The 18,319-nt window shown below is 41.2% G+C and carries 21 protein-coding genes; 4 read left to right on the top strand and 17 right to left on the bottom strand.

What is annotated here, in order from left to right; all coding sequences use genetic code 11:
• Positions 1-116: 116 nt before the first annotated feature.
• From tnpB to HZY94_RS04040, 14 genes are all read right to left on the bottom strand, one after another.
• Positions 117-467: an IS66 family insertion sequence element accessory protein TnpB gene (gene tnpB, locus HZY94_RS04100; RefSeq protein WP_179924505.1), complete on the bottom strand. Its 351-nt coding sequence runs from the start codon at positions 465-467 to the stop codon at positions 117-119.
• Positions 468-651: 184 nt separating this feature from the next.
• Entirely contained in the window at positions 652-825 is a 174-nt protein-coding gene (locus HZY94_RS04095; RefSeq protein ID WP_179925114.1) for a hypothetical protein, read from the bottom strand.
• 148 nt (positions 826-973) lie between these two features.
• Positions 974-1,108: a hypothetical protein gene (locus HZY94_RS10505; RefSeq protein WP_257151899.1), complete on the bottom strand. Its 135-nt coding sequence runs from the start codon at positions 1,106-1,108 to the stop codon at positions 974-976.
• Positions 1,109-1,118: 10 nt separating this feature from the next.
• Positions 1,119-1,259: a hypothetical protein gene (locus HZY94_RS04090; protein ID WP_179925113.1), complete on the bottom strand. Its 141-nt coding sequence runs from the start codon at positions 1,257-1,259 to the stop codon at positions 1,119-1,121.
• Positions 1,260-1,461: 202 nt separating this feature from the next.
• Positions 1,462-2,694: an aminotransferase class III-fold pyridoxal phosphate-dependent enzyme gene (locus tag HZY94_RS04085; RefSeq protein WP_179925112.1), complete on the bottom strand. Its 1,233-nt coding sequence runs from the start codon at positions 2,692-2,694 to the stop codon at positions 1,462-1,464.
• A 13-nt stretch (positions 2,695-2,707) separates the two neighbouring features.
• Entirely contained in the window at positions 2,708-3,616 is a 909-nt protein-coding gene (locus HZY94_RS04080) for a hypothetical protein (RefSeq protein ID WP_179925111.1), read from the bottom strand.
• Positions 3,617-3,627: 11 nt separating this feature from the next.
• On the bottom strand, positions 3,628-4,335 hold the full coding sequence (locus tag HZY94_RS04075) for an SDR family NAD(P)-dependent oxidoreductase (RefSeq protein ID WP_179925110.1): 708 nt from the start codon (positions 4,333-4,335) through the stop codon (positions 3,628-3,630).
• Positions 4,322-5,065 (bottom strand): methyltransferase domain-containing protein, encoded by a 744-nt coding sequence (locus HZY94_RS04070; protein ID WP_179925109.1) that lies wholly within the window; start codon positions 5,063-5,065, stop codon positions 4,322-4,324. Before HZY94_RS04070 ends, HZY94_RS04075 begins: the two co-directional genes overlap by 14 nt.
• Positions 5,058-6,203 (bottom strand): hypothetical protein, encoded by a 1,146-nt coding sequence (locus HZY94_RS04065; protein WP_179925108.1) that lies wholly within the window; start codon positions 6,201-6,203, stop codon positions 5,058-5,060. Before HZY94_RS04065 ends, HZY94_RS04070 begins: the two co-directional genes overlap by 8 nt.
• Before the next feature lie 540 nt (positions 6,204-6,743).
• Positions 6,744-7,457 carry an ABC transporter permease gene (locus HZY94_RS04060; protein WP_179925107.1) on the bottom strand — a complete coding sequence of 238 codons (714 nt, stop codon included), beginning with the start codon at positions 7,455-7,457 and terminating at the stop codon, positions 6,744-6,746.
• Positions 7,450-8,298: an ABC transporter ATP-binding protein gene (locus HZY94_RS04055; RefSeq protein ID WP_179925116.1), complete on the bottom strand. Its 849-nt coding sequence runs from the start codon at positions 8,296-8,298 to the stop codon at positions 7,450-7,452. The genes HZY94_RS04060 and HZY94_RS04055 overlap by 8 nt, the downstream gene beginning before the upstream one ends.
• 323 nt (positions 8,299-8,621) lie before the next feature.
• Positions 8,622-9,518, bottom strand: coding sequence for a helix-turn-helix domain-containing protein (locus HZY94_RS04050; protein WP_179925106.1), 897 nt, complete (start codon positions 9,516-9,518; stop codon positions 8,622-8,624).
• Positions 9,519-9,813: 295 nt separating this feature from the next.
• A complete protein-coding gene (locus HZY94_RS04045) occupies positions 9,814-10,011 on the bottom strand; it encodes a hypothetical protein (protein ID WP_179925105.1) in 198 nt (65 codons plus the stop codon).
• Positions 10,012-10,054: 43 nt separating this feature from the next.
• Entirely contained in the window at positions 10,055-11,947 is a 1,893-nt protein-coding gene (locus HZY94_RS04040) for a M13 family metallopeptidase (RefSeq protein ID WP_179925104.1), read from the bottom strand.
• A gap of 182 nt (positions 11,948-12,129) precedes the next feature.
• On the opposite strand from HZY94_RS04040, the gene tpx reads away from it, so the two are divergent.
• Positions 12,130-12,621, top strand: a complete 492-nt coding sequence (tpx, locus tag HZY94_RS04035) for a thiol peroxidase (protein ID WP_179925103.1) — start codon at positions 12,130-12,132, stop codon at positions 12,619-12,621.
• Between the two features lie 323 nt (positions 12,622-12,944).
• On the opposite strand, the gene HZY94_RS04030 is transcribed toward tpx, so the two are convergent.
• Positions 12,945-13,238: a helix-turn-helix domain-containing protein gene (locus HZY94_RS04030; protein WP_179925102.1), complete on the bottom strand. Its 294-nt coding sequence runs from the start codon at positions 13,236-13,238 to the stop codon at positions 12,945-12,947.
• Entirely contained in the window at positions 13,228-13,593 is a 366-nt protein-coding gene (locus HZY94_RS04025) for a type II toxin-antitoxin system RelE/ParE family toxin (protein WP_179925101.1), read from the bottom strand. The genes HZY94_RS04030 and HZY94_RS04025 overlap by 11 nt, the downstream gene beginning before the upstream one ends.
• 444 nt (positions 13,594-14,037) lie before the next feature.
• On the opposite strand from HZY94_RS04025, the gene HZY94_RS04020 reads away from it, so the two are divergent.
• The 3 genes from HZY94_RS04020 (at position 14,038) to dusB (ending at position 17,210) form a co-directional block, all read left to right on the top strand.
• The gene (locus HZY94_RS04020) at positions 14,038-15,294 is read left to right on the top strand and encodes a YdcF family protein (protein WP_373683179.1); all 1,257 of its coding nucleotides are present in this window, start codon (positions 14,038-14,040) and stop codon (positions 15,292-15,294) included.
• Positions 15,295-15,364: 70 nt separating this feature from the next.
• On the top strand, positions 15,365-16,237 hold the full coding sequence (hslO, locus tag HZY94_RS04015; RefSeq protein WP_179925100.1) for an Hsp33 family molecular chaperone HslO: 873 nt from the start codon (positions 15,365-15,367) through the stop codon (positions 16,235-16,237).
• On the top strand, positions 16,224-17,210 hold the full coding sequence (gene dusB, locus HZY94_RS04010) for a tRNA dihydrouridine synthase DusB (RefSeq protein WP_179925099.1): 987 nt from the start codon (positions 16,224-16,226) through the stop codon (positions 17,208-17,210). Before hslO ends, dusB begins: the two co-directional genes overlap by 14 nt.
• A gap of 125 nt (positions 17,211-17,335) precedes the next feature.
• Here the strand turns inward: dusB and HZY94_RS04005 are convergent, their stop codons facing one another.
• Complete coding sequence (locus HZY94_RS04005; RefSeq protein WP_179925098.1) at positions 17,336-17,902, bottom strand: TetR/AcrR family transcriptional regulator; 567 nt, start codon at positions 17,900-17,902, stop codon at positions 17,336-17,338.
• Between the last annotated feature and the right edge of the window lie 417 nt (positions 17,903-18,319).

The raw sequence follows: 18,319 nt of genomic DNA, 5'->3' as shown, positions 1-18,319 counted from the left end.
GAGTTCATTGGTTAGTTGTTGATTTACAGCAGCTTGTTGTTCAATAATCGCCAATAATTCTTCCATAAGCCAACTAGCCCTCCTTTTTCTTCATTATATCGAAAAAAGCCATGATTTCAATAGAAATCACGACTTTTTGTGGGATTTATTTTTGGAGTAGTTGAAAAACCTTTCATGAGCCAGTCTACTTGTTCAGATGTCAAAGTGAGAATTTTCTTTTCTCCATCAGGCCAAGTTAACTTACCATTTTCAAACCGTTTATAGAGAAGCCAGAATCCTTGACCATCCCAATAAAGAGCTTTAAAGCGATCTTTTTGGCTTCCACAAAAGAGGAAGACTTGGCCTGAAAATGGATCTAGTTGGAATTGAGTTTTAATCAGGTAAGCAAGTGAGTCAATTCCTTGTCTCATATCTGTTTTCCCACAGACTAGATGAACAAGGCCTAGGTCTAGTAAATTGATTGGCATCTGTTTCCTCCGATTTTTTATCTTTTTATTAGTATATCGGATAATAGGGATTCAAGATAGATACCTCGTTATTGGACGCTTACACAGTTTTAAAAAAACCTTAATCTTCAAGAACTCTCTCTAACTCTGAGTACAAGAAAAACCTTGCCCCTATTGATGAGGAACAAGGTTTGGCAAACGAGCTTTATTTATCCTTTAAACTGACCAATCCTTTTAAGGCCAGCATTAAGATGAAGGCGATACAAATAGCGGATACCAGCGGTCTACTATCCATCATAGTGACTGCCAAAGGACCAAGGATGATAATGGACACAAAGATTCGCTTTAATTCCTGATTATTCGGCTGAGTATTTTTCATGACTATACCTCCATTGTTCTATTATTATAGCACAACTCTATTATAACACATATCTATTTTAAAAAATAAAGTCATCCAGAATCGCTCTATCTAGATGACTTCATTTTTCATAAAGATACTCGTAATACTAGCTTAAAGTAATTACAGACTAAGTCAGTACAATCAATCCTCCGACTACAACACCAGCTGTAACTCCACCAAGAAACCAACCGTCACCATAAAATTCGTCTGTTACGATTTCTTCAAAGACTAGTTCATTCACATAATTATCTAACGCTTTCATAAATTTCCTCCTAAGTTAAAGCCACAACTCCTGCTACAATCCCTAAACCAACCCCAAATCCTTCAACAAAATTCCTAACATTTCCATTGAATTCAGGTGAGTCAATTTCTTCAAAAATAAGGTCCTGTTTCATATTATCAATAAATTCCATAATATTTCTCCTTATATAATATTATGTATGAGATGCTGTATTTGCCATAATTATGTTAAAATTATTGCTGTACCAGTTACCATACCAAATCCAAATGCAAGACCAAGCTCAGCCCAACCATTGAACTCCTTAGAATCTACTTCTTCAAATTTGATTAGTTCCTTTTCCATTTCCTCACCCCCTTTCAATAGAGTATCGGTTCTCACTGATATTTCACTACCTTTTTACCAATCATGGTCAATGCTTTTTCAAGACTGACTTCATCAATAGTAAGCGGTGGCATAATCGATAAACCTTCCTCATCATCATTTATATATAAATATACAAGAATACCCAGTTTCTCCAATTCTTTTACCAATTGGGTTGCATAACCTGAAGCCGTTCGCACAGAGGTCATTACTCCAATAGTGCGATAGACTACACCTTGTACATCGAAAATATTCCGAATAGTTTCCGAAATCCATGTGACGCGATTTTCAAGCGAAGATTTTTCCTTTAGGTAATAATCTAAAATAACTTCTGCCGAAACCATTCCCAATAAATTCCCGTTTTGAGTTGAAAAATGCTCTTTAGTGCTAGTTGATTTCTGCAATCGGTGATCCAATTCTTCCGCAACACAAACACAACCAAAGGGAGTGATTCCATTATTAATGGCCTTACTCAAGCAAATTAAATCTGGAACCTCTGATAGATGATTGAAAAAGAAGGGTAAGCCTGTTTTGAAAAATCCAGTTGCCACTTCATCGAAAACCGTAAGCACTTGATTCTCTCTCAGTAATTTCAATAACTTATTAAAGAAAGCTTCGCTCGTATAATAAACACCCGCAGAAGCTAGCACAGGCTCTATCACCATCACGTCATACAAGGCCGCATCCTTTGCTAAAGCCGTTAGTGTTCTCTCCTCATCCTCTCGATTTTTAGGAAAATCAATAAAAGTTACTTCTCCGTATTTGGGATAAAACAAGGTATTCAAGCCTTGATCAATACCACTGACAGAAACTCCCCCAAAAAATGTTCCGTGATATGAATTCTTAAATGCCAGAATTCGGTTTTTAGCTGCTTTTTTATTCGTATAGGCTGCAATTTTCAAGGCTAATTCTGTACTCTCAGAACCCGAGTTCGTATAGATTACTCGCTTAAACGCATTTCCTGTAATCGCTAATAATTTTTGAGCAACTTCCTCATAACTATTGTGCTGAAAGGAATGAATATCAATGTAGGGCAGCTTGTTTTCTAAAATTTGAGTAAATTTATCTGATACCTTCTGATATAATTCCTTATCGTAACCCAAAGAGGTATTCCAAAGACCACTTCTCAGATCTAAATATTTCCGATTTTCCTGGCTATATAAATAGGCTCCTTCTGCTCTAACAGGTTTCAGATCATAAAGCGTCTCATGTGTATAACTACCATTTAAGAGAGCATAATGTTCCATCGTTTTCTCCTTATCAAGTGAAAAGTGTAATGATGTTATGAGTAAAACTCCAAATCGACAAGGCAATTAAGATGTAATTTAAAATCCCTAGAATCAGAATATCAATTCTAAAAGTCGCCTTTGAAGAGAACATATTTTTAAAGTAAATCATATAATCATCTACTTTTAGAAAGTTACTAAGATACCAATATCCATCTAGTTTCAAAAAAGGTAAGAGGTTTGTGACAATTAAACCTAAATTGACTATTAGGAGACCACTGACAAAGTGAGAAGGATTCACCATGTGAAGGACACTTAGGAAAAACCAAATTGCAACTTGGCATTTAATCCCCGCTAATATCAACTCATTTTTTTTCTTATCTGATAATAACCTATAAAAAGGAACTTTTATAAAGAAGACCGGCATTGAAAAATAACGGATTGAAAAACCAAAGGTCACTTTAGGAGGTTTCAAATATTTATAATAAACTGAAAAATGGGCATATTCATGTAAAGGTAAAACAATTCCCACTGCTGTAAGATAAATCATTCCCAATTCACCGACTGAAAATTGACTTAAAGAAAACTGTTCTACAGAATATTGTAGCTGCTCAGAGAATCTTAGCAAATATAGAATACTTAGTGCCAACATCACAAGCATCGAGTATCTATTAATTAAAAATAATACTAGCTTATGGAAAAAATCAATCTTTGAACTATTCACAATCATCCTCAATAAATGAAAATTTGTGAATGTTCCACGTTTATAAGGGGAATGATAAAAGTCATACAGGGGATTTGCAGAGTCATCCATCTCTCCCAAATAATTTTCCAAGGGCTGCTTTGATACAATCATTCTGTCATTTCTGACATTATAAACCCATCGCTCATCCCTATAAACACTGTATTGAATATGGTGAAGCTCTTCAATCATTTGAACCATACCATCTCCTTTTAAACAATCGTATAGCCATAATCCAAAATCAGATTTTGCCCTCTCATTGATCGACTCCCCTCTCCGAGGAGAAAATGTAGGGAATGACTTACATCTTCAAGGGAGACAAATCTCCGGTAAGGAATTCTTGCTAATAAACGTTTTCCAAAATAAGAGTCCAATAAATCCTTATTCTCCTCTGTTGCGATATAAGAAGGAGAGACTGCATTAACACGAATATCTTTATCATTGATTTTCGCGTAATCAACAGATAGATTTTTGGCTAAATGAATCAAGGCACTTTTAGAGGTTCCATAATCAATTCGCTGACTGTGACCAACAACACCATTTTGTGAAGCAATAAGGACAATAGCCGTCTGAGGACTAAAATAATCATAGGCTGATTTAAGGGAAAAAAGGGCTGCTTTCACATTAACATCAAAAGTGGTATCCCAGTCCTTAATAGTCACACCAAAAACATCGTTCATCGGATTCACTCCTACTGCAAAAACAATCTGCGAAAATTGTTTATCTAGGTCTGCCAAAAAATGAGCTATTTTCTCATAAGATCCATCCTCACGAAAATCAACAGATAGATAGTGTTCTAAGCCTGACTCTGCTGGAAAATCGATACCAACAATCGTGTCATAGGTATCTTTGTACCGATTCACATAGTCTTGACAGACATGACTTTCTGAACCAATGAGTAATAAATTATTCCTTCTCATGAAACACCCCTTCCACCATGGTATAGCAGTTAGAATCAGAGATAACATTAAAGCCGATACCCAACTTCTCAAAAAGAATTTTCACACTAGTATGAGAGTAAGCATATTTAACTGAAATCCCCAGTTTTTCAGAATTAGCAAGATTATAAATAATCTTCTCCCTTGATTGATCAAAGAAATTCACATAATAAAATTTCCCTAATCCAAGCGTATGACTTTGAATACTATCCATCGAATCAAGAAAGAAATCTTCCTTTAAAAAATCAAAAATAATTCGTTTAATGAAAGGTTGTTGCCGTTTTATAGACTCTAAAAAATATTCAAAATCAGAGAGACTAAACAGAGACACCGAGGTGGCCGGAATAATAATGACCTCAATATTATTTTTAGGTAGAGATTCAATTTCCTGTAAAGTCAGAGGATAAATTCTATCCCGACCATTTTCATCAATATACTGAGACATTTCTTCAAAGGGTTCGATACCGTAAACATCATATCCTGCTTGAAACAAGGGATTAAAAATACGACCAGTACCACTCCCGATTTCTAAAACAGGCATTGTCTTATCAAAATAACGTTTATAAATATCCAAATCATTTTCTAACAAGCTGTCCTGTTCGATAATCAATCGGTAATATTCTGAAAAAGTCGTATCATTATATAAGTTATCAATAACCTCTAGCTGCTCAGCTCGTCTTTGAAATTTTTTATGAATGAATTCATTAAGCATACGTTTCTAAGACCTCTACAACTTTTTGCATCACTAGATCTCTTTCATCAAGGCGATTTTTGATAATATACTCAAGCTTCTCAAAAACCACTTGATTGATCTTGAAAATACGACTATTTGGAAGATTAAAGGCAAAATAATGGTCTGAATTCTTAAATGCTATCCAATTTAAAGAAACTATCCTGTCTTCAATTGCCGCAAGATGGTATTGATTATAAGGAGTGACAAATTCTAAATCATTATAGGTACGATTCATAGCAATTAAGAGGGGAACTAAACGCCAAATCTCATTGTTGGCATCTATGACCTGTCTCCCTAATTTCATACTAGCTTCATTAAAGAGTTTTTGAAAACTCTCACCAGAGTCACCAATTGGTATATTCATAGCCGAATCAAGATAAAATGTGTCCTGCTTAAATACCAGAGAATTAAATCTTGATATTCCCGTTAAAATACCATAATCCAAGATATGATTTGTTAACATCAGACGACCAGATTTTAGGAATTCTTCCAGCGCATCCCTTAATTCCAGCTCCGTTAATCTTGCAAAAGTTTCCATTTTACTAAAATTAGCAATAGATCTAACAATAAAAGGATTGCTCGGGTCATTACAATCGGTATCTGAATAAATCGCACTGTTAATCGCAAAACGAGGAATTAAGTCCTTATTTTCAGATAAAAATGTATTTACTTCATCAACTTGCACATGTTTCAATAATCCCTTTGTTAAGTGAGGATACATAGCACTCCTGAAAGCTCTGTAACCATTCTCAAAAACTTCTTCTGTTTTTAAAGTCCCTAGAGTCTGATAACCACTATGATTTTCTAAGACTTTTTGTACATTGATCACTTGCTCATCAGATAATAATTTTCCTAAAGCATTCATTTCAAGAGTAGTAATGGGATACTCTACCTTATCCGACAAATAATTCACTAGACGTTGCAAACGGCTACTTTCTTCAACCGCAACAAAGATATAACGATCAAATTCTAAAAAATCCATATAATCGATTAAATCTTCAAAACTTTGATGATCAAAATCCAAATAATCCACACTGAATGGATCTTGCAGTTCGATAGGCAAGTCTAACGAATATAGCAGTTCATCTCTTTCATACACAAAATTTAAGCCAATCATCTTCTCTCCAATCTATTATTACTTATATCTTAATCTAGACTGGGGAGCCTTTTCCCCCTTCTACTCAAACTATTAGGAATACTGAATTCACAAGCCAGGGAAGTATCGCAAAAGCCGGATAAATCATAACTTTCCTCCTTCTATTCAAATCATCATAAACAAACATACATTTTAAACATCTTAATAGTACTTATGGCCGAAGAAATTTTACGAGCCAGGGAAGTATCACAACAGCTGGATAAACCATAACTTTCCTCCTTCTATTTAAACTACTAAGAACAAACATAAATTCTAAACATTGTAATACTACTTATTACCGAAGAACTTTTATAAGCAAAGGAAATATAATAAAAGTTGGATAAATCATAACTTTTCTCCTTCTATTCACACTACTAGGAACAAACATAAATTCTAAACATTGTAAAAGCCCTTATGGTAAAAGAAATTTTACAATCAATAGTAAACCAACAGAACTTGGGTAAAACATAACTTTCCTCCTTTCACCTAATAAATAATCTTCAAACCTTTTTCTCCAATAAACTACATCCGATTCCTTCTTCTGAGAGCCCAAAAATTACAGATGATTAGAAGCACAAACCAGCCGGCTAAGGCCAGCGAACTTTGCAAAGCCTCATTCCAAGAAAATGCCCGCCATTTGGTCACATAGTCTGTGAATAGCCCCATAAAACTGTAATCAACAAATGTTCCCAGACTCTTATCTAGATTGGCTAGCATTGGTAAAAAGGCTACCAAAAGCATAGCAGGGATACTAATAACCTGAGCTTCCACCTGACTCCTAGTCACTAATCCTAAGAAAAGATAGATCAAAATAATGACAAGGGAGGTTAAGAAAACAATCGCCCCATAATTAACAAGATTTTCAATCGAAATTCTCAAAATTAGGGGAACGGCTCCCATAATAATCAGAGTCAAGATGAAGGGAATCACCAAAGTCGATACAAGGTACTCATAACCTTTCACACCACTCAAGAGCAGGGTTCGTAGATTGCCCTTTTCTTTTTCTTCCGACAAGATAACCGTAATCGGATTGCCCACGGCCATCACGAGAGAGAAGGGTAGACAGATGGCTAAAAGAGCCAAAACTTCCATTTCTCCACCCCCACCTTGTGTCTCCAAGAGGTATTTATAAAAATAGACGAAGGCAAACGGTAGTAGAATTTGAAGTAAGATACTTTTATTGGAAAAAATAATTTGGAGACGTAACCACAATAAAGCCGACATTCGCTTAAACATTTAACTCTCCTCCTGTCAATGAAATGAAAATATCTTCCAGAGTTGGTTCACAAGAATGAATCGAAACAAGCTCCTCCAGTTGATCTGCTAAAGTCACTGCCAAATCCTTAAAGGCAACAATCTTCTGATTGCCATTCATATAGCGAAGGGTGACTTTTCTATCCGTATTGTACTTCTGAATCAAATCCGCAGGATTACCTTCCTCAACCAATCTCCCCTTATGGAGTAAGGCTAGGTGATCGCACAAAAGTGTTGCCTCGTGCATATCATGAGTGGTCAAAAAAATCGTGGTTCCCGCTGCTTTTAACTCCAAAATCAAGTCATGGATAGTCCGTGATGTCGCAGGATCTAGACCAGAAGTTGGCTCGTCCAGAAATAGAACTTTCGGCTGATTGATTAGCGCTCGGACCAAAAACATCCGCTGCTTCATCCCTGTTGATAGTTTTTCAGCAACCTTATTTCTACTTCCATACAGACCAACTTTTTGTAACAACTCATCAACCCGTGATGTTGGAACCCCGTGGAACTTGCTGTAAAACAGGAGATTTTTATAAAGAGTCATTTTTTCATAAAAACCACTTGTATCCCCGACTAGCCCGATTTGTTCCAATTCATCAGCCGACAACTCATCTGAGTTCTTGCCTAGAATAGTAGCCTGACCACCATCCGATGAGAGTTGCCCCGTCAAAATATTGATCATAGTTGTCTTCCCAGAACCCGAAGGTCCCAGAAAACCAAAAATCTCACCTGACTCAATCGCAAAACTAATATCATCTAAGGCGGTAAATGTCCCAAACTTCTTCCGGATACCCCGAACCGCAATTGCTCGCCCTACACTCATGATGTCTCCCTTTCTAAACAATGCTTTACTCCTAGAATCATCTATCAAACAACAGATGATTTAAAAATTATTTACGGTATAAAAATTACTACCCAAGTCACAATCATTAACAAAAATCTTACCTGTTTCATTTTTCACACCCCTGCTTTATCATTTGTGTTGATATCTATATTTGGCAACCACATCATTAATCGAACAAACCTTATCGACTACTCAAAGCTGAAAATCTAACATCTAAATGAAACGCTTTCAAACTTTATGAATTCATTATAAAGAATGGACAAAAATAAGACCATGACATAAATGTCATGGTCTTATTTAATTTAAATGGAATCCTTTTCTCGCTCCATTAGAGTATTCGCCTCTAAAACAGGGTCTCCAAAATTTTGTGCCAATAAAATCACCAAATCATAACATTTCCTGGCCTTTTCTACATCATGCTCCACGTACAGATAATACTTGGCATCATAAATAAGAGCCGCCGGTTTAGCACTGTGTATCTGTGTCTCTGCAATAAGAATATGCATCCGATCTGATAGCCTTTTTATATGAGAATACTCCGCATGATCCAAATACACCCCTGCTATTGCAGTCAGCGTTCCCAACAATTCTGCATTGTAAAATTCATCTCCCGAAATCTCCTGTTCTAAAACCTTTATCTCTAACGACTTTAGGAGGTTTCTATCATAGTCCTTATTTTGACACTGAAGAGCATAATAGGAAATCAACAGTAAATCATTTATGGTATAGTATTTTTTCAAAAAGAGCTGTTTAAAAAAATCCTCAAAAACTTCTTCTGCTGCTGCCGTCTTGCCTGTCGATCGGTAATCCAATGTATTATCAACCAGCTCCAGCATATAAAGTTCTTCTTCCGGTAAATAATCGAAATATTTTTCATAGATATCTTCAACCATCTGGATTTTCTTAGCCAAGCGTTCCTCATCTCCATAGGTTGGAAACTTGAACAGTTGGTATTTCATAGTGAAATATTCATCCGGAATACTGATGCTCTCTCCTGCTAAAAGAGTTGCTAAATCAGTATCTAAAACCTGAGCGATATATTCGAGTTTAATAAGCGAAGGTAGGGATTGTCCTAATTCAATCCGAGCCAACTGGCGAACTGTTAATTCTTCTTCATCTCCACACAATCTCTCTCGAGAAAATCCTCTTTTTTCTCTTTCTTCCCTGATTTTCTTTCCAATGATTTCCTTTACACTCATAGCATCCACCTCTTTATAGCACCATTATAACACGCAGATACTAAAAATAAGAGGAAGATGAACTGGAGGCCAAGGTTTAAAAAACAACTCTAGTAAATAAGGTGTGCTCCTCCCGACTTTATCACCTAAAAATAAACAAAGACCAGCTAAACCCATGTGTGACAAGGGATTTGGCTAGCCTTTTTCTTGTTTTGGTGTTGTGTATGGAGCTTTGGCACTACAAAAACCCTGCCCCTCTTTTTGAGGAGCAGGGTCTAGCTACGACTAATTCCGTAGTTTTAATCCTGCTAATTTATCACGATTGATCTGCCTGATTGGCTAGATTTCGCAGCTGGATGAGGTTTGTAGCTGCCACGAGAACGATCATCGCTACCAAGATGGTCGAGGCCAGTGGTCTTGCTTGTCCCAGGACAAGCGCTAGTATGCCCAATGACACAATAGTGAGAAAGGAACTCTGTAATCTACGGAGGCTACTGTCTTTGGCATTTTTCATGGCTTTTCTCCTTCATGCAATCAGTCTGTAGTCAGTTCGCTGTCTACCAAATCTCAATCCGGTCTTCGGGTTGCCGCCACATGCCGTCTGCTTCTGTGACCTGGAAGGTTTGGTGGAATTCTTCAAAGTTTGGTAGTTGGAGGTTGACCCGGAGTTTAGCAGGTGCGTGGACGTCTACGGCGGCCATCATTTGCATAAATTCCTCGCGGCCTTTCATCCGCCAGATGAGGGCGTGGTTTTCAAAGAAGGCTGTAGCAGAGTAGTCTGGGTCCTGTTTGGCCGCTTCGAGGGCTGCTGAGAGTCCGCCTAGGTCCGCGACGTTTTCCGATACGGTTAACTTGCCATTCACTTTTGCGCCATAGGAATCCTGGCCTTCAAAGAGATCGACCACTTTTTGTGTTTTTTCTTGGAAGGAATCATAATCGGCTTGGGTCCACCAATTGTTGAGGCTACCGTTTTCATCGAAAGAGGCTCCGTTGGTATCGAAGGCATGGGAAATTTCATGGGCAATAACGGCTCCAATTCCGCCGTAGTTAGCAGAGGAGCTGGCTTCAAGGCTGTAGAAAGGCGCTTGAAGGATAGCCGCTGGGAAAACAATCAGGTTTTTCTGTGGATTGTAGTAGGCGTTGACCATGTGGGCTGGCATGCCCCACTCCTTGTCATCCACTTCCTGGTTCCATTTGGACCAAGCGTGGGCAATTTCTAGGCGACCAAGGGCCTGGGCGTTTTCAAAGAGGGAGAGGGCTGGGTCAACCTTCTTCTGATAGTAGCGGGCTGGAAGCTCTTCAGGATAACCGATGTAAGGGCGAATGCTGTTGAGTTTAACAATAGCCTTATCGCGGGTTTCAGGGCTCAACCAGTCATTGCTTTCCAGACGGTTCTTATAAACTGCAATCATCCGCTCAATCTTGGCTTCAACATCGGCCTTGGCTTCTGGAGAGAAGTAGTGCTCCGCATACCAGAGACCTAAAGCCTGACTAAAAGGTCCTTGAGCCAGGTAATAGGCCGCCTTCTTAGCATTCATTGGCAGCGGTGTTCCAGATAGGGCCCGACTATAGGCTCCTGAAAGCACCCGGATTTCATCGGTCAAATAAGCATCTGCTTGATCAATGACACCCAAAATCAAGGTTGCCTTTAAGTAAGGCCAAGCTTCCTCTGAATAGAAGAGCTCAGAGGCTTGCCAGAAACGCTCTTCCGGTACAATCACCTGATCCGGCTCCTGTCCTAGAATGTCTTGGAAGATAGCTCCCAGAGGCAGACCTGGAACCAACTTTTTAAAGTCTTCCCACTGGTAAGGGTGATACAGTTTTGCATACTCTGAAGACTCTTCCTGGGATAGAACAACACTGGCAATGCGACGGTCCAATTCCAAACGCTTGTCTAACAAGTCCGCCACTTCTTCCTCACTAAACGGAAATTTAGCCAATAAGTCTTCCATCGAAGAACGCCACAAGGCCAACAACTCTTCCTTTTGCGGATGGTCATCCGCATAATAAGAGGTATCCGGTAGGATGGTTCCTGGAGCATCCGCCCACAGAACATTGATTCGAGCATTCATAAAGTCGGGAGCCACACCAAAGGGGAAGAAGTTGGGAGTCCCCGCCATTTCAAACTCCGCCACGCGCTGGCAGTAGTCTTCATAAGAAGCCAAATTCTTGTAGGTTTCTAGCAACGGCAAGACAGGCGCGACCCCATCCGCATCCCGCTGGTCATAATCTGCTGCCAAACGATGGAAGGCCACAAACTCGCTCAGAACAGAATCCTGTGGCAGATCCTCACCTGCCAACCACTGATCCGTTTGCTTCAAGAACAAGTCCTCAATCTCATCTGCCAGATCCACAAAGGAACCTGTTCGTGCCTTGTCCTCAGGGATAACAGCCGTAGCCGCCCACTCCCCATTGAGTGCATCATAAAAATCATCTTGTAGACGTACCATAACGAACCTCCATTCTTTTCCTACTATCATACCATAAAAAAGCTTGATAAAAGGGGATATTTCCGACTCCCTCGCTTTCAGCCCCTAACTTTTAGCCTGTTCCCTCTTTTCTTTTTCCAAAACACCTATTAAGCATTTTTACCACATTTAGGATAGAATGAAAGAAATGAAAGGAGTTTCTTATGCCACAATTTCTCGGACAAGAAGTCCATCTTATCGGTGACCGTCTCCAAATCGGAGATATCGCCCCTGACTTCACCCTCCTCAACAAGGACCTAGAAAAAGTCAGCCTCAGTGGTTTCCCTGGCAAGAAAAAAGTTCTCAGCATCGTGCCATCTATTGACACCGGTGTCTGCTCAACTCAAACACGCCAATTCAATGCCAACCTCGCTGGCCGTGAAGATACCGTCATCATGACCATCTCCATCGACACCCCCTTTGCCCAAGCGCGCTGGTGTGGTGTTGAAGGCCTAGACAAGGCAATCATGCTCTCCGACTACTTTGACAATAGCTTCGGAAAAGCCTACGGTCTCCTCATGGAAGAATGGCACATCCTCTCCCGTTCCGTGCTCATCCTCGATGAAAGCAACACTGTTCGTTACCTGGAATACCTAGAAGATGTCCACCAAGAACCTGACTATCAAGCAGCCATCCAAGCCTTGGATGAGTTGTAAGACAAGAATAGATCCTGAATAAAACCACACTGTCATAACCATTTTGAAACCAAGCAAGATGGGAGGATGACCGTGTGGTTTTTCGATTTCAAAGATTTTAATGGAATACTTTCGATAAGCTATCTACAATTAGATAGAGGCTAGACTTTTGTCCCAGCCTCAATATTCTGCCAATGCTTGACCACGAGGCTCCTGAGTCATGCTTTTTACGGCCGCCAAAGCTACTTAAGGCAGCCTTGGCTCCATCAGTCTATCATTGCTCAACTCCTCCTAAAGCCACAGCTAGTACAGCTTTCTGCAATCAAAAATATCGCTTTACATTCCTATACTTGCTCATGCTCTAACGGCACAACAGCCAAGGTCTTACCAAGACTTGCCAAAACTTTCAACACGGTATCAAGCTGTGGGCTTGTTTTCCCTGTCTCCATTCGAGCTATAACCGGCTGACTAACGCCGCTAAGCTCCTCTAATTTCTTCTGACTAATCCCCTTTTCATTTCTAGCCCGAATAAGCTCACTCATGATAGCCACGCGCATATCACTCTCTAAAATTTCTTCTTTGCTGAATAACTCAGATCTAACATCTTTCCAGTTACTACCGATTGCACTATTTTTCATTGTCTAAACCTCTTTCTTTTAAGTCTGCTAGCTCACGTTTAGCTTGTTCAATTTCTCTTTTAGGTGTTTTCTGTGTCTTTTTCATGAAATGATGGAGTAAAACAAAGCTACCATCAATCCATGCAACAAATAAAATTCTATCTCTTAGTGGTCTTAGCTCCCAAATTTCAGCTTCTAAATGCTTCATATAAGGCTCGCCTGCACGTGTTCCATGTTGACTGAGTAACTCAATATAATCATTGATTTTATTGAGTTTGATTCTACTATCTTTCCCGTTTTTACTGGCAAGTTCTCGCATATAATCTAAAACAGGCTCGTTGCCATTTTTATCCTTGTAAAAATAGATATTGTGCACTAGTAGTACCTCTTTCTAATAAAAATTATAACTCAAAAGTTATTGATTGTGAATACTTTTAAGTTATTAAATTGAAAATATCTTATTCCTATGTAAAAAGACCCAAAACGAGACAACTTGTCGTAGTAACAAGAAGCCATATTAAACAGCCTAGCAGTGGGAAGTATATTTCTCTGCTTGCTAGCGCTTTATCCATCAAACGATCCAGTGGTTTCATACTGCTTATTGGTACCTTATTTTCCCTCCTCTATGCCAGCATCTTCTACCGTTCTTCCCTTCATTTTTATAAACAGAGTATTAAACCGTTCATCCGAAGTTGGACTCTTGTCCCGACCTTTTTCTCTTCACACTTAATTTCTTACTACCACCCCTTGCAAGATTGGAAGATTCGCTCCCTTTTTCATGGTATAATTTAAGACAAAAACTAGTTTAAAAGGAACCACTATGAATCACCTGTATTTTCTAATCCTCGGCTGGATTTCAGCGGGGCTGTTTGCCTGGCTCCACTACAGCCGACCAGCTGCCAAGTATAACTCTCTCCTCCTAGGCCTAACAGGTCTAATCCAGGTCTTTTTTCCGACCTGGCCTTTGGGACTGGCCTACTCGCTCCTGCTCTTATGGTTTGTTTGGCGGCCCGAGCAGCCGCAGATCTCGGTCTGGCACATGTTGCCTTTTTTCTTCCTGACCATTTTTGCCATCCCAAATCCACTTTGTTGGGGTTTTCTGCTGGTCTGGTCCTTTTTCCGGGACAATCGCAGTTTGCTCAATCCCATCGTCATGATGATTTTTCTCATCTTCGGCTATCTCTACCTAGCCCAACTCAGTTATGATCTAGGTCTAGAGCTGCTCAACCAGATCTTCTCCGGCCTCCTCCTCATTGTCCTTCCCCTCCTAGTCTTAATCGGTGGCTTCTTCCTGATTTACAACGGCTTCATTTTGCTCCGTAAGGAAGGCCGCTCCAAGGCCAATTATTTCTCCCTCTTCTTGGGAGTCGCCATTGTCCTCTTCTATGTCCTCCTCATTATTCGGCTCACTTACTATGAATTCTTTCTCCAGTACCGCCTTCTGGACATCCCCTACTATTTTGCCATTTACACCTATATCCTTTTTGGCATCACCTTTACCGGATTTTTAATTTATTCTTGGCTTTATTTGCATTTGCCCAAAAAGAAAAATTATGACTTCATCATCATCCATGGGGCCGGCCTCCTGGGCGGCGAAAAGGTGACACCCCTGCTCCGGAAGCGGGTAGATAAGGCCATCGAAGCCTTCCGCAAGTCCACCAATCCAGCCATCCAGCTCATCGCCAGCGGCGGCCAAGGAGCCGACGAAAAAATCAGCGAAGCCCAGGCCATCCAAAACTACATCCTGGAGACCACTGACATCCCGGAAACGGCTATCCTCCTGGAAGACCGCTCGGTCAACACCTACCAGAACCTGCTCTACTCCAAGCAACTGGGCGAAAGCCTGGTCACAGACCCTCGCTTCCTCTTTGTCACCAACGACTACCATGTCTTCCGCACCAGCATCTACGCCCAACAAATCGGCATGAAAGGCGACGGCCTCGGCTGTAACACCGCCAGCTACTACATCCCCAGTGCCTTCCTCCGCGAACTCGTCGCCATCATCGTTCGCCTCAAATGGCTCTACTTCGTCTTCTACGCCCTCTTCTTCTTACTAATCTGGGCGTCCTTCCATTAAAACCTACTGAGAAAGAGACAGACAAATCATCCCACTGTCTCTCTCTCAGTTTTTTGTTATAATGGAAAACATGGATACTTTAATCAAAACAATCGCAAAAAATGGGGCCTTTCGGGCCTATGTCGTAGATGCGACCGAAACCGTACGGGCAGCGCAGGAGGCTCATCAGACCTTGGCTTCTTCAACTGTTGCTTTGGGGCGGACACTGATTGCCAATCTGATGCTGGCAGCCAATCAAAAGGGCGACAGCAAGATCACCCTCAAGGTGATTGGTGATTCCTCCTTTGGTCACATCATTTCTGTTGCCAATACCCAGGGCCAAGTCAAGGGCTACATCCAGAATGCTGGGGTAGACATCAAAAAAACAGCCACCGGTGAAGTTCTGGTTGGACCGTTTATGGGAAATGGCTTCTTTATTGTCATTACCGACTACGGGATGGGCAATCCTTACACGTCTACCACTCCGCTGATCAGTGGGGAAATCGGCGAAGACTTCGCCTACTACTTGACTGAGAGTGAGCAGACCCCGTCTGCGGTGGGTCTTAATGTCCTGTTGGATGAGAACGACCGGGTGCAAGTGGCTGGTGGTTTCATGCTCCAGGTGCTTCCGGGTGCCAAGGAAGCAGACATTGCCCGCTTTGAGAAGCGCATTCAGGAGATGCCAGCCATTTCCAGCTTGTTGCAATCGGAAGACCACATTGAGGCCTTGCTGACAGCTATTTATGGGGACGATGCCTATAGCCGCCTGAGCGAAGAGAACATCGCTTTTCATTGCGACTGTAGCCGCGAACGGTTCCTCAACGCCTTGGCTAGCCTGCCAAATCAGGACTTGCAAGAGATGGCTGACCAAGATAAGGGAGCTGAGATTATCTGTCAATTTTGCCAAAAAGAATACCGATTTACCGATCACGATTTAGAGGAACTCATCAATGAAAAATCTTAATACTCCGTTCAAAATTGGAAGTGTCGAGATTCCCAACCGGACGATCCTAGCGCCAATGGCTGGGGTCACCAACTCTGCCTTCCGGACAATTGCCAAGGAGCTTGGCGCTGGTCTGGTGGTCATGGAGATGGTCTCTGATAAGGGGATCCAATACAACAACGAAAAAACGCTCCACATGTTGCACATCGACGAGGGGGAAAATCCTGTTTCCATTCAGCTTTTCGGGAGTGACGCGGATAGCCTGTCTCGGGCTGCGGAATTTATTCAGGAAAACACCCGCACCGATATCGTGGACATCAATATGGGCTGCCCGGTCAATAAGGTTGTCAAAAACGAGGCGGGAGCTAAGTGGCTCAAGGATCCGGATAAAATCTACCATATCCTCAAAACCGTCAAGTCCCACCTGGATATCCCCCTTACCGTCAAAATGCGGACTGGTTGGGCGGATCCAAGCCTGGCTGTTGAAAATGCCCTCGCAGCTGAAAGTGCTGGCGTAGACGCCCTTGCCATGCACGGCCGGACCCGGGAACAAATGTACACCGGCGTCGCTGACCTGGAGACCCTCCAAACAGTGGCACAAGCCCTCACCAAAATTCCCTTCATCGCCAACGGAGACATTCGAACCGCCGAAGAAGCCAAACAACGCTTGGAAGTTGTCGGTGCCGATGCGGTCATGGTCGGCCGCGCTGCGATGGGAAATCCCTACATCTTCAATCAAATCAACCACTACCTGGAAACCGGTGAACTTCTCCCTGATTTGAGCTTTGAAGACAAGATGCGCATTGCCTACGAGCACCTGCGCCGCCTCATCAACCTCAAGGGGGAGTACGTTGCCATCCGTGAGTTCCGCGGCCTAGCTCCCCACTACCTCCGGGGTAGCTCCGGTGCAGCCAAACTCCGCGGTGCCATCGCCCGTGCTGAAAGCCTCACAGAAATCGAAGAACTCCTCCAATTGCAAGGGGTTAAGAGCTAATCTCTTACTTAAAAACCAAAAACCATCGATGTCGATTCTAATTCAAGAACAGACGTTGATGGTTTTTTTGCTAGAAACGTGTATGAGCCTTGGAACTAGAATCGGCTTCCACAAGCTTATCTAACTCATAAGTAATTCTGCTTCAAGTCCTCAATGGCTTCTTGGAGTACCTGAAGATCCTGATTCAACTTCAGCAAGACCAGTGAGCCTTGAATCCGAGCTAGAATTTGCTGGGCTTGGCGGTGAATTTTCTCCTGATCCCAGTCTTCATGTAAAAGCTCTAATAGTTCGGCAATGGCAGCAGTCCAACGGTTCATAAAATCGGCCAATAACCGGCGGAAATCGCCATCCTGGGCGGCTAATTCTACAATCAAGTTTCCGACTGGGCATCCATAAAAAGTGGCACTATCCTGCTGGTCTTGAAAGTTATAGACCCACTCCAACATCTCCGCAAAACGCTCTTGGACAGGCTTAGTAGTTCGTAGAATCTCCTCAATCAGTTCCTGATCCCACCTGGCAAGCAAGGTTTCGGTAGCCTGTAAGCCCAGATCTTTTTTGGATTTGAAATAGTAATAAAGTTGACCTTTGCCAACACCACTTGCTTCCATAATTTGTCCCAAGGAGGTCGGCAGATAGCCCTGCTGGTACATCAATTCCAAGGTCTTTTCAATAATTCGCTCTTTTGTAGACATGTCCACCCCTTTAAGTTTTCCTTATTATACCACGAACTCCAAAAACCCCTAATACTCTTTCTATTTTGATCCCACACGGCGTTAACTTCGACTTGCCTAGCTTGAGTTATACCTGCATCTCGCCAAGCTCATTTGAGGATTCAATTTTAAAATGGAAGCAGTCTAAGCAAACTTATTTACACCCGACTTTATCACCTAGATTTATGAAAACTTAGCTCAAACCCTTGATAGAGCTGAGTTTTTTTGTAAAATCCAACTATTTTTCTTGTTGTATATGGTTGTGTATGGTGTAATAGAGTATGGCATTTATCAAAACAACTACCAATAAAGAAGGCCGTACTCACGTTTATCTTGTAGAAGGATATCGTAAGGACGGTAAAGTAAAGCAACGTATTTTAAAAAAATTTGGTCTACTGG

It is taken from the genome of Streptococcus danieliae (assembly GCF_013415245.1).
GTDB lineage: Bacteria > Bacillota > Bacilli > Lactobacillales > Streptococcaceae > Streptococcus > Streptococcus danieliae_A.
Note: the sequence above shows the minus strand (reverse complement) of the source record. Positions and strands in the feature narration are given on the sequence as shown.

Excerpts from the sequence above, each read along its gene's own strand:
- HZY94_RS04020 (WP_373683179.1), top strand. The coding sequence starts at position 14,038 with ATGAATCACCTGTATTTTCTAATCCTCGGCTGGATTTCAGCGGGGCTG.
- HZY94_RS04045 (WP_179925105.1), bottom strand. The coding sequence starts at position 10,011 with ATGAAAAATGCCAAAGACAGTAGCCTCCGTAGATTACAGAGTTCCTTT.
- HZY94_RS04080 (WP_179925111.1), bottom strand. The coding sequence starts at position 3,616 with ATGGTTCAAATGATTGAAGAGCTTCACCATATTCAATACAGTGTTTAT.
- HZY94_RS04070 (WP_179925109.1), bottom strand. The coding sequence starts at position 5,065 with ATGCTTAATGAATTCATTCATAAAAAATTTCAAAGACGAGCTGAGCAG.
- tpx (WP_179925103.1), top strand. The coding sequence starts at position 12,130 with ATGCCACAATTTCTCGGACAAGAAGTCCATCTTATCGGTGACCGTCTC.
- HZY94_RS04040 (WP_179925104.1), bottom strand. The coding sequence starts at position 11,947 with ATGGTACGTCTACAAGATGATTTTTATGATGCACTCAATGGGGAGTGG.
- HZY94_RS04055 (WP_179925116.1), bottom strand. The coding sequence starts at position 8,298 with ATGAGTGTAGGGCGAGCAATTGCGGTTCGGGGTATCCGGAAGAAGTTT.
- HZY94_RS04090 (WP_179925113.1), bottom strand. The coding sequence starts at position 1,259 with ATGGAATTTATTGATAATATGAAACAGGACCTTATTTTTGAAGAAATT.
- tnpB (WP_179924505.1), bottom strand. The coding sequence starts at position 467 with ATGCCAATCAATTTACTAGACCTAGGCCTTGTTCATCTAGTCTGTGGG.
- HZY94_RS04065 (WP_179925108.1), bottom strand. The coding sequence starts at position 6,203 with ATGATTGGCTTAAATTTTGTGTATGAAAGAGATGAACTGCTATATTCG.
- HZY94_RS04050 (WP_179925106.1), bottom strand. The coding sequence starts at position 9,518 with ATGAGTGTAAAGGAAATCATTGGAAAGAAAATCAGGGAAGAAAGAGAA.
- HZY94_RS04075 (WP_179925110.1), bottom strand. The coding sequence starts at position 4,335 with ATGAGAAGGAATAATTTATTACTCATTGGTTCAGAAAGTCATGTCTGT.
- HZY94_RS04005 (WP_179925098.1), bottom strand. The coding sequence starts at position 17,902 with ATGTCTACAAAAGAGCGAATTATTGAAAAGACCTTGGAATTGATGTAC.
- HZY94_RS04095 (WP_179925114.1), bottom strand. The coding sequence starts at position 825 with ATGAAAAATACTCAGCCGAATAATCAGGAATTAAAGCGAATCTTTGTG.
- HZY94_RS04030 (WP_179925102.1), bottom strand. The coding sequence starts at position 13,238 with ATGAAAAATAGTGCAATCGGTAGTAACTGGAAAGATGTTAGATCTGAG.
- HZY94_RS10505 (WP_257151899.1), bottom strand. The coding sequence starts at position 1,108 with ATGAAAGCGTTAGATAATTATGTGAATGAACTAGTCTTTGAAGAAATC.
- hslO (WP_179925100.1), top strand. The coding sequence starts at position 15,365 with ATGGATACTTTAATCAAAACAATCGCAAAAAATGGGGCCTTTCGGGCC.
- HZY94_RS04060 (WP_179925107.1), bottom strand. The coding sequence starts at position 7,457 with ATGTTTAAGCGAATGTCGGCTTTATTGTGGTTACGTCTCCAAATTATT.
- HZY94_RS04085 (WP_179925112.1), bottom strand. The coding sequence starts at position 2,694 with ATGGAACATTATGCTCTCTTAAATGGTAGTTATACACATGAGACGCTT.
- dusB (WP_179925099.1), top strand. The coding sequence starts at position 16,224 with ATGAAAAATCTTAATACTCCGTTCAAAATTGGAAGTGTCGAGATTCCC.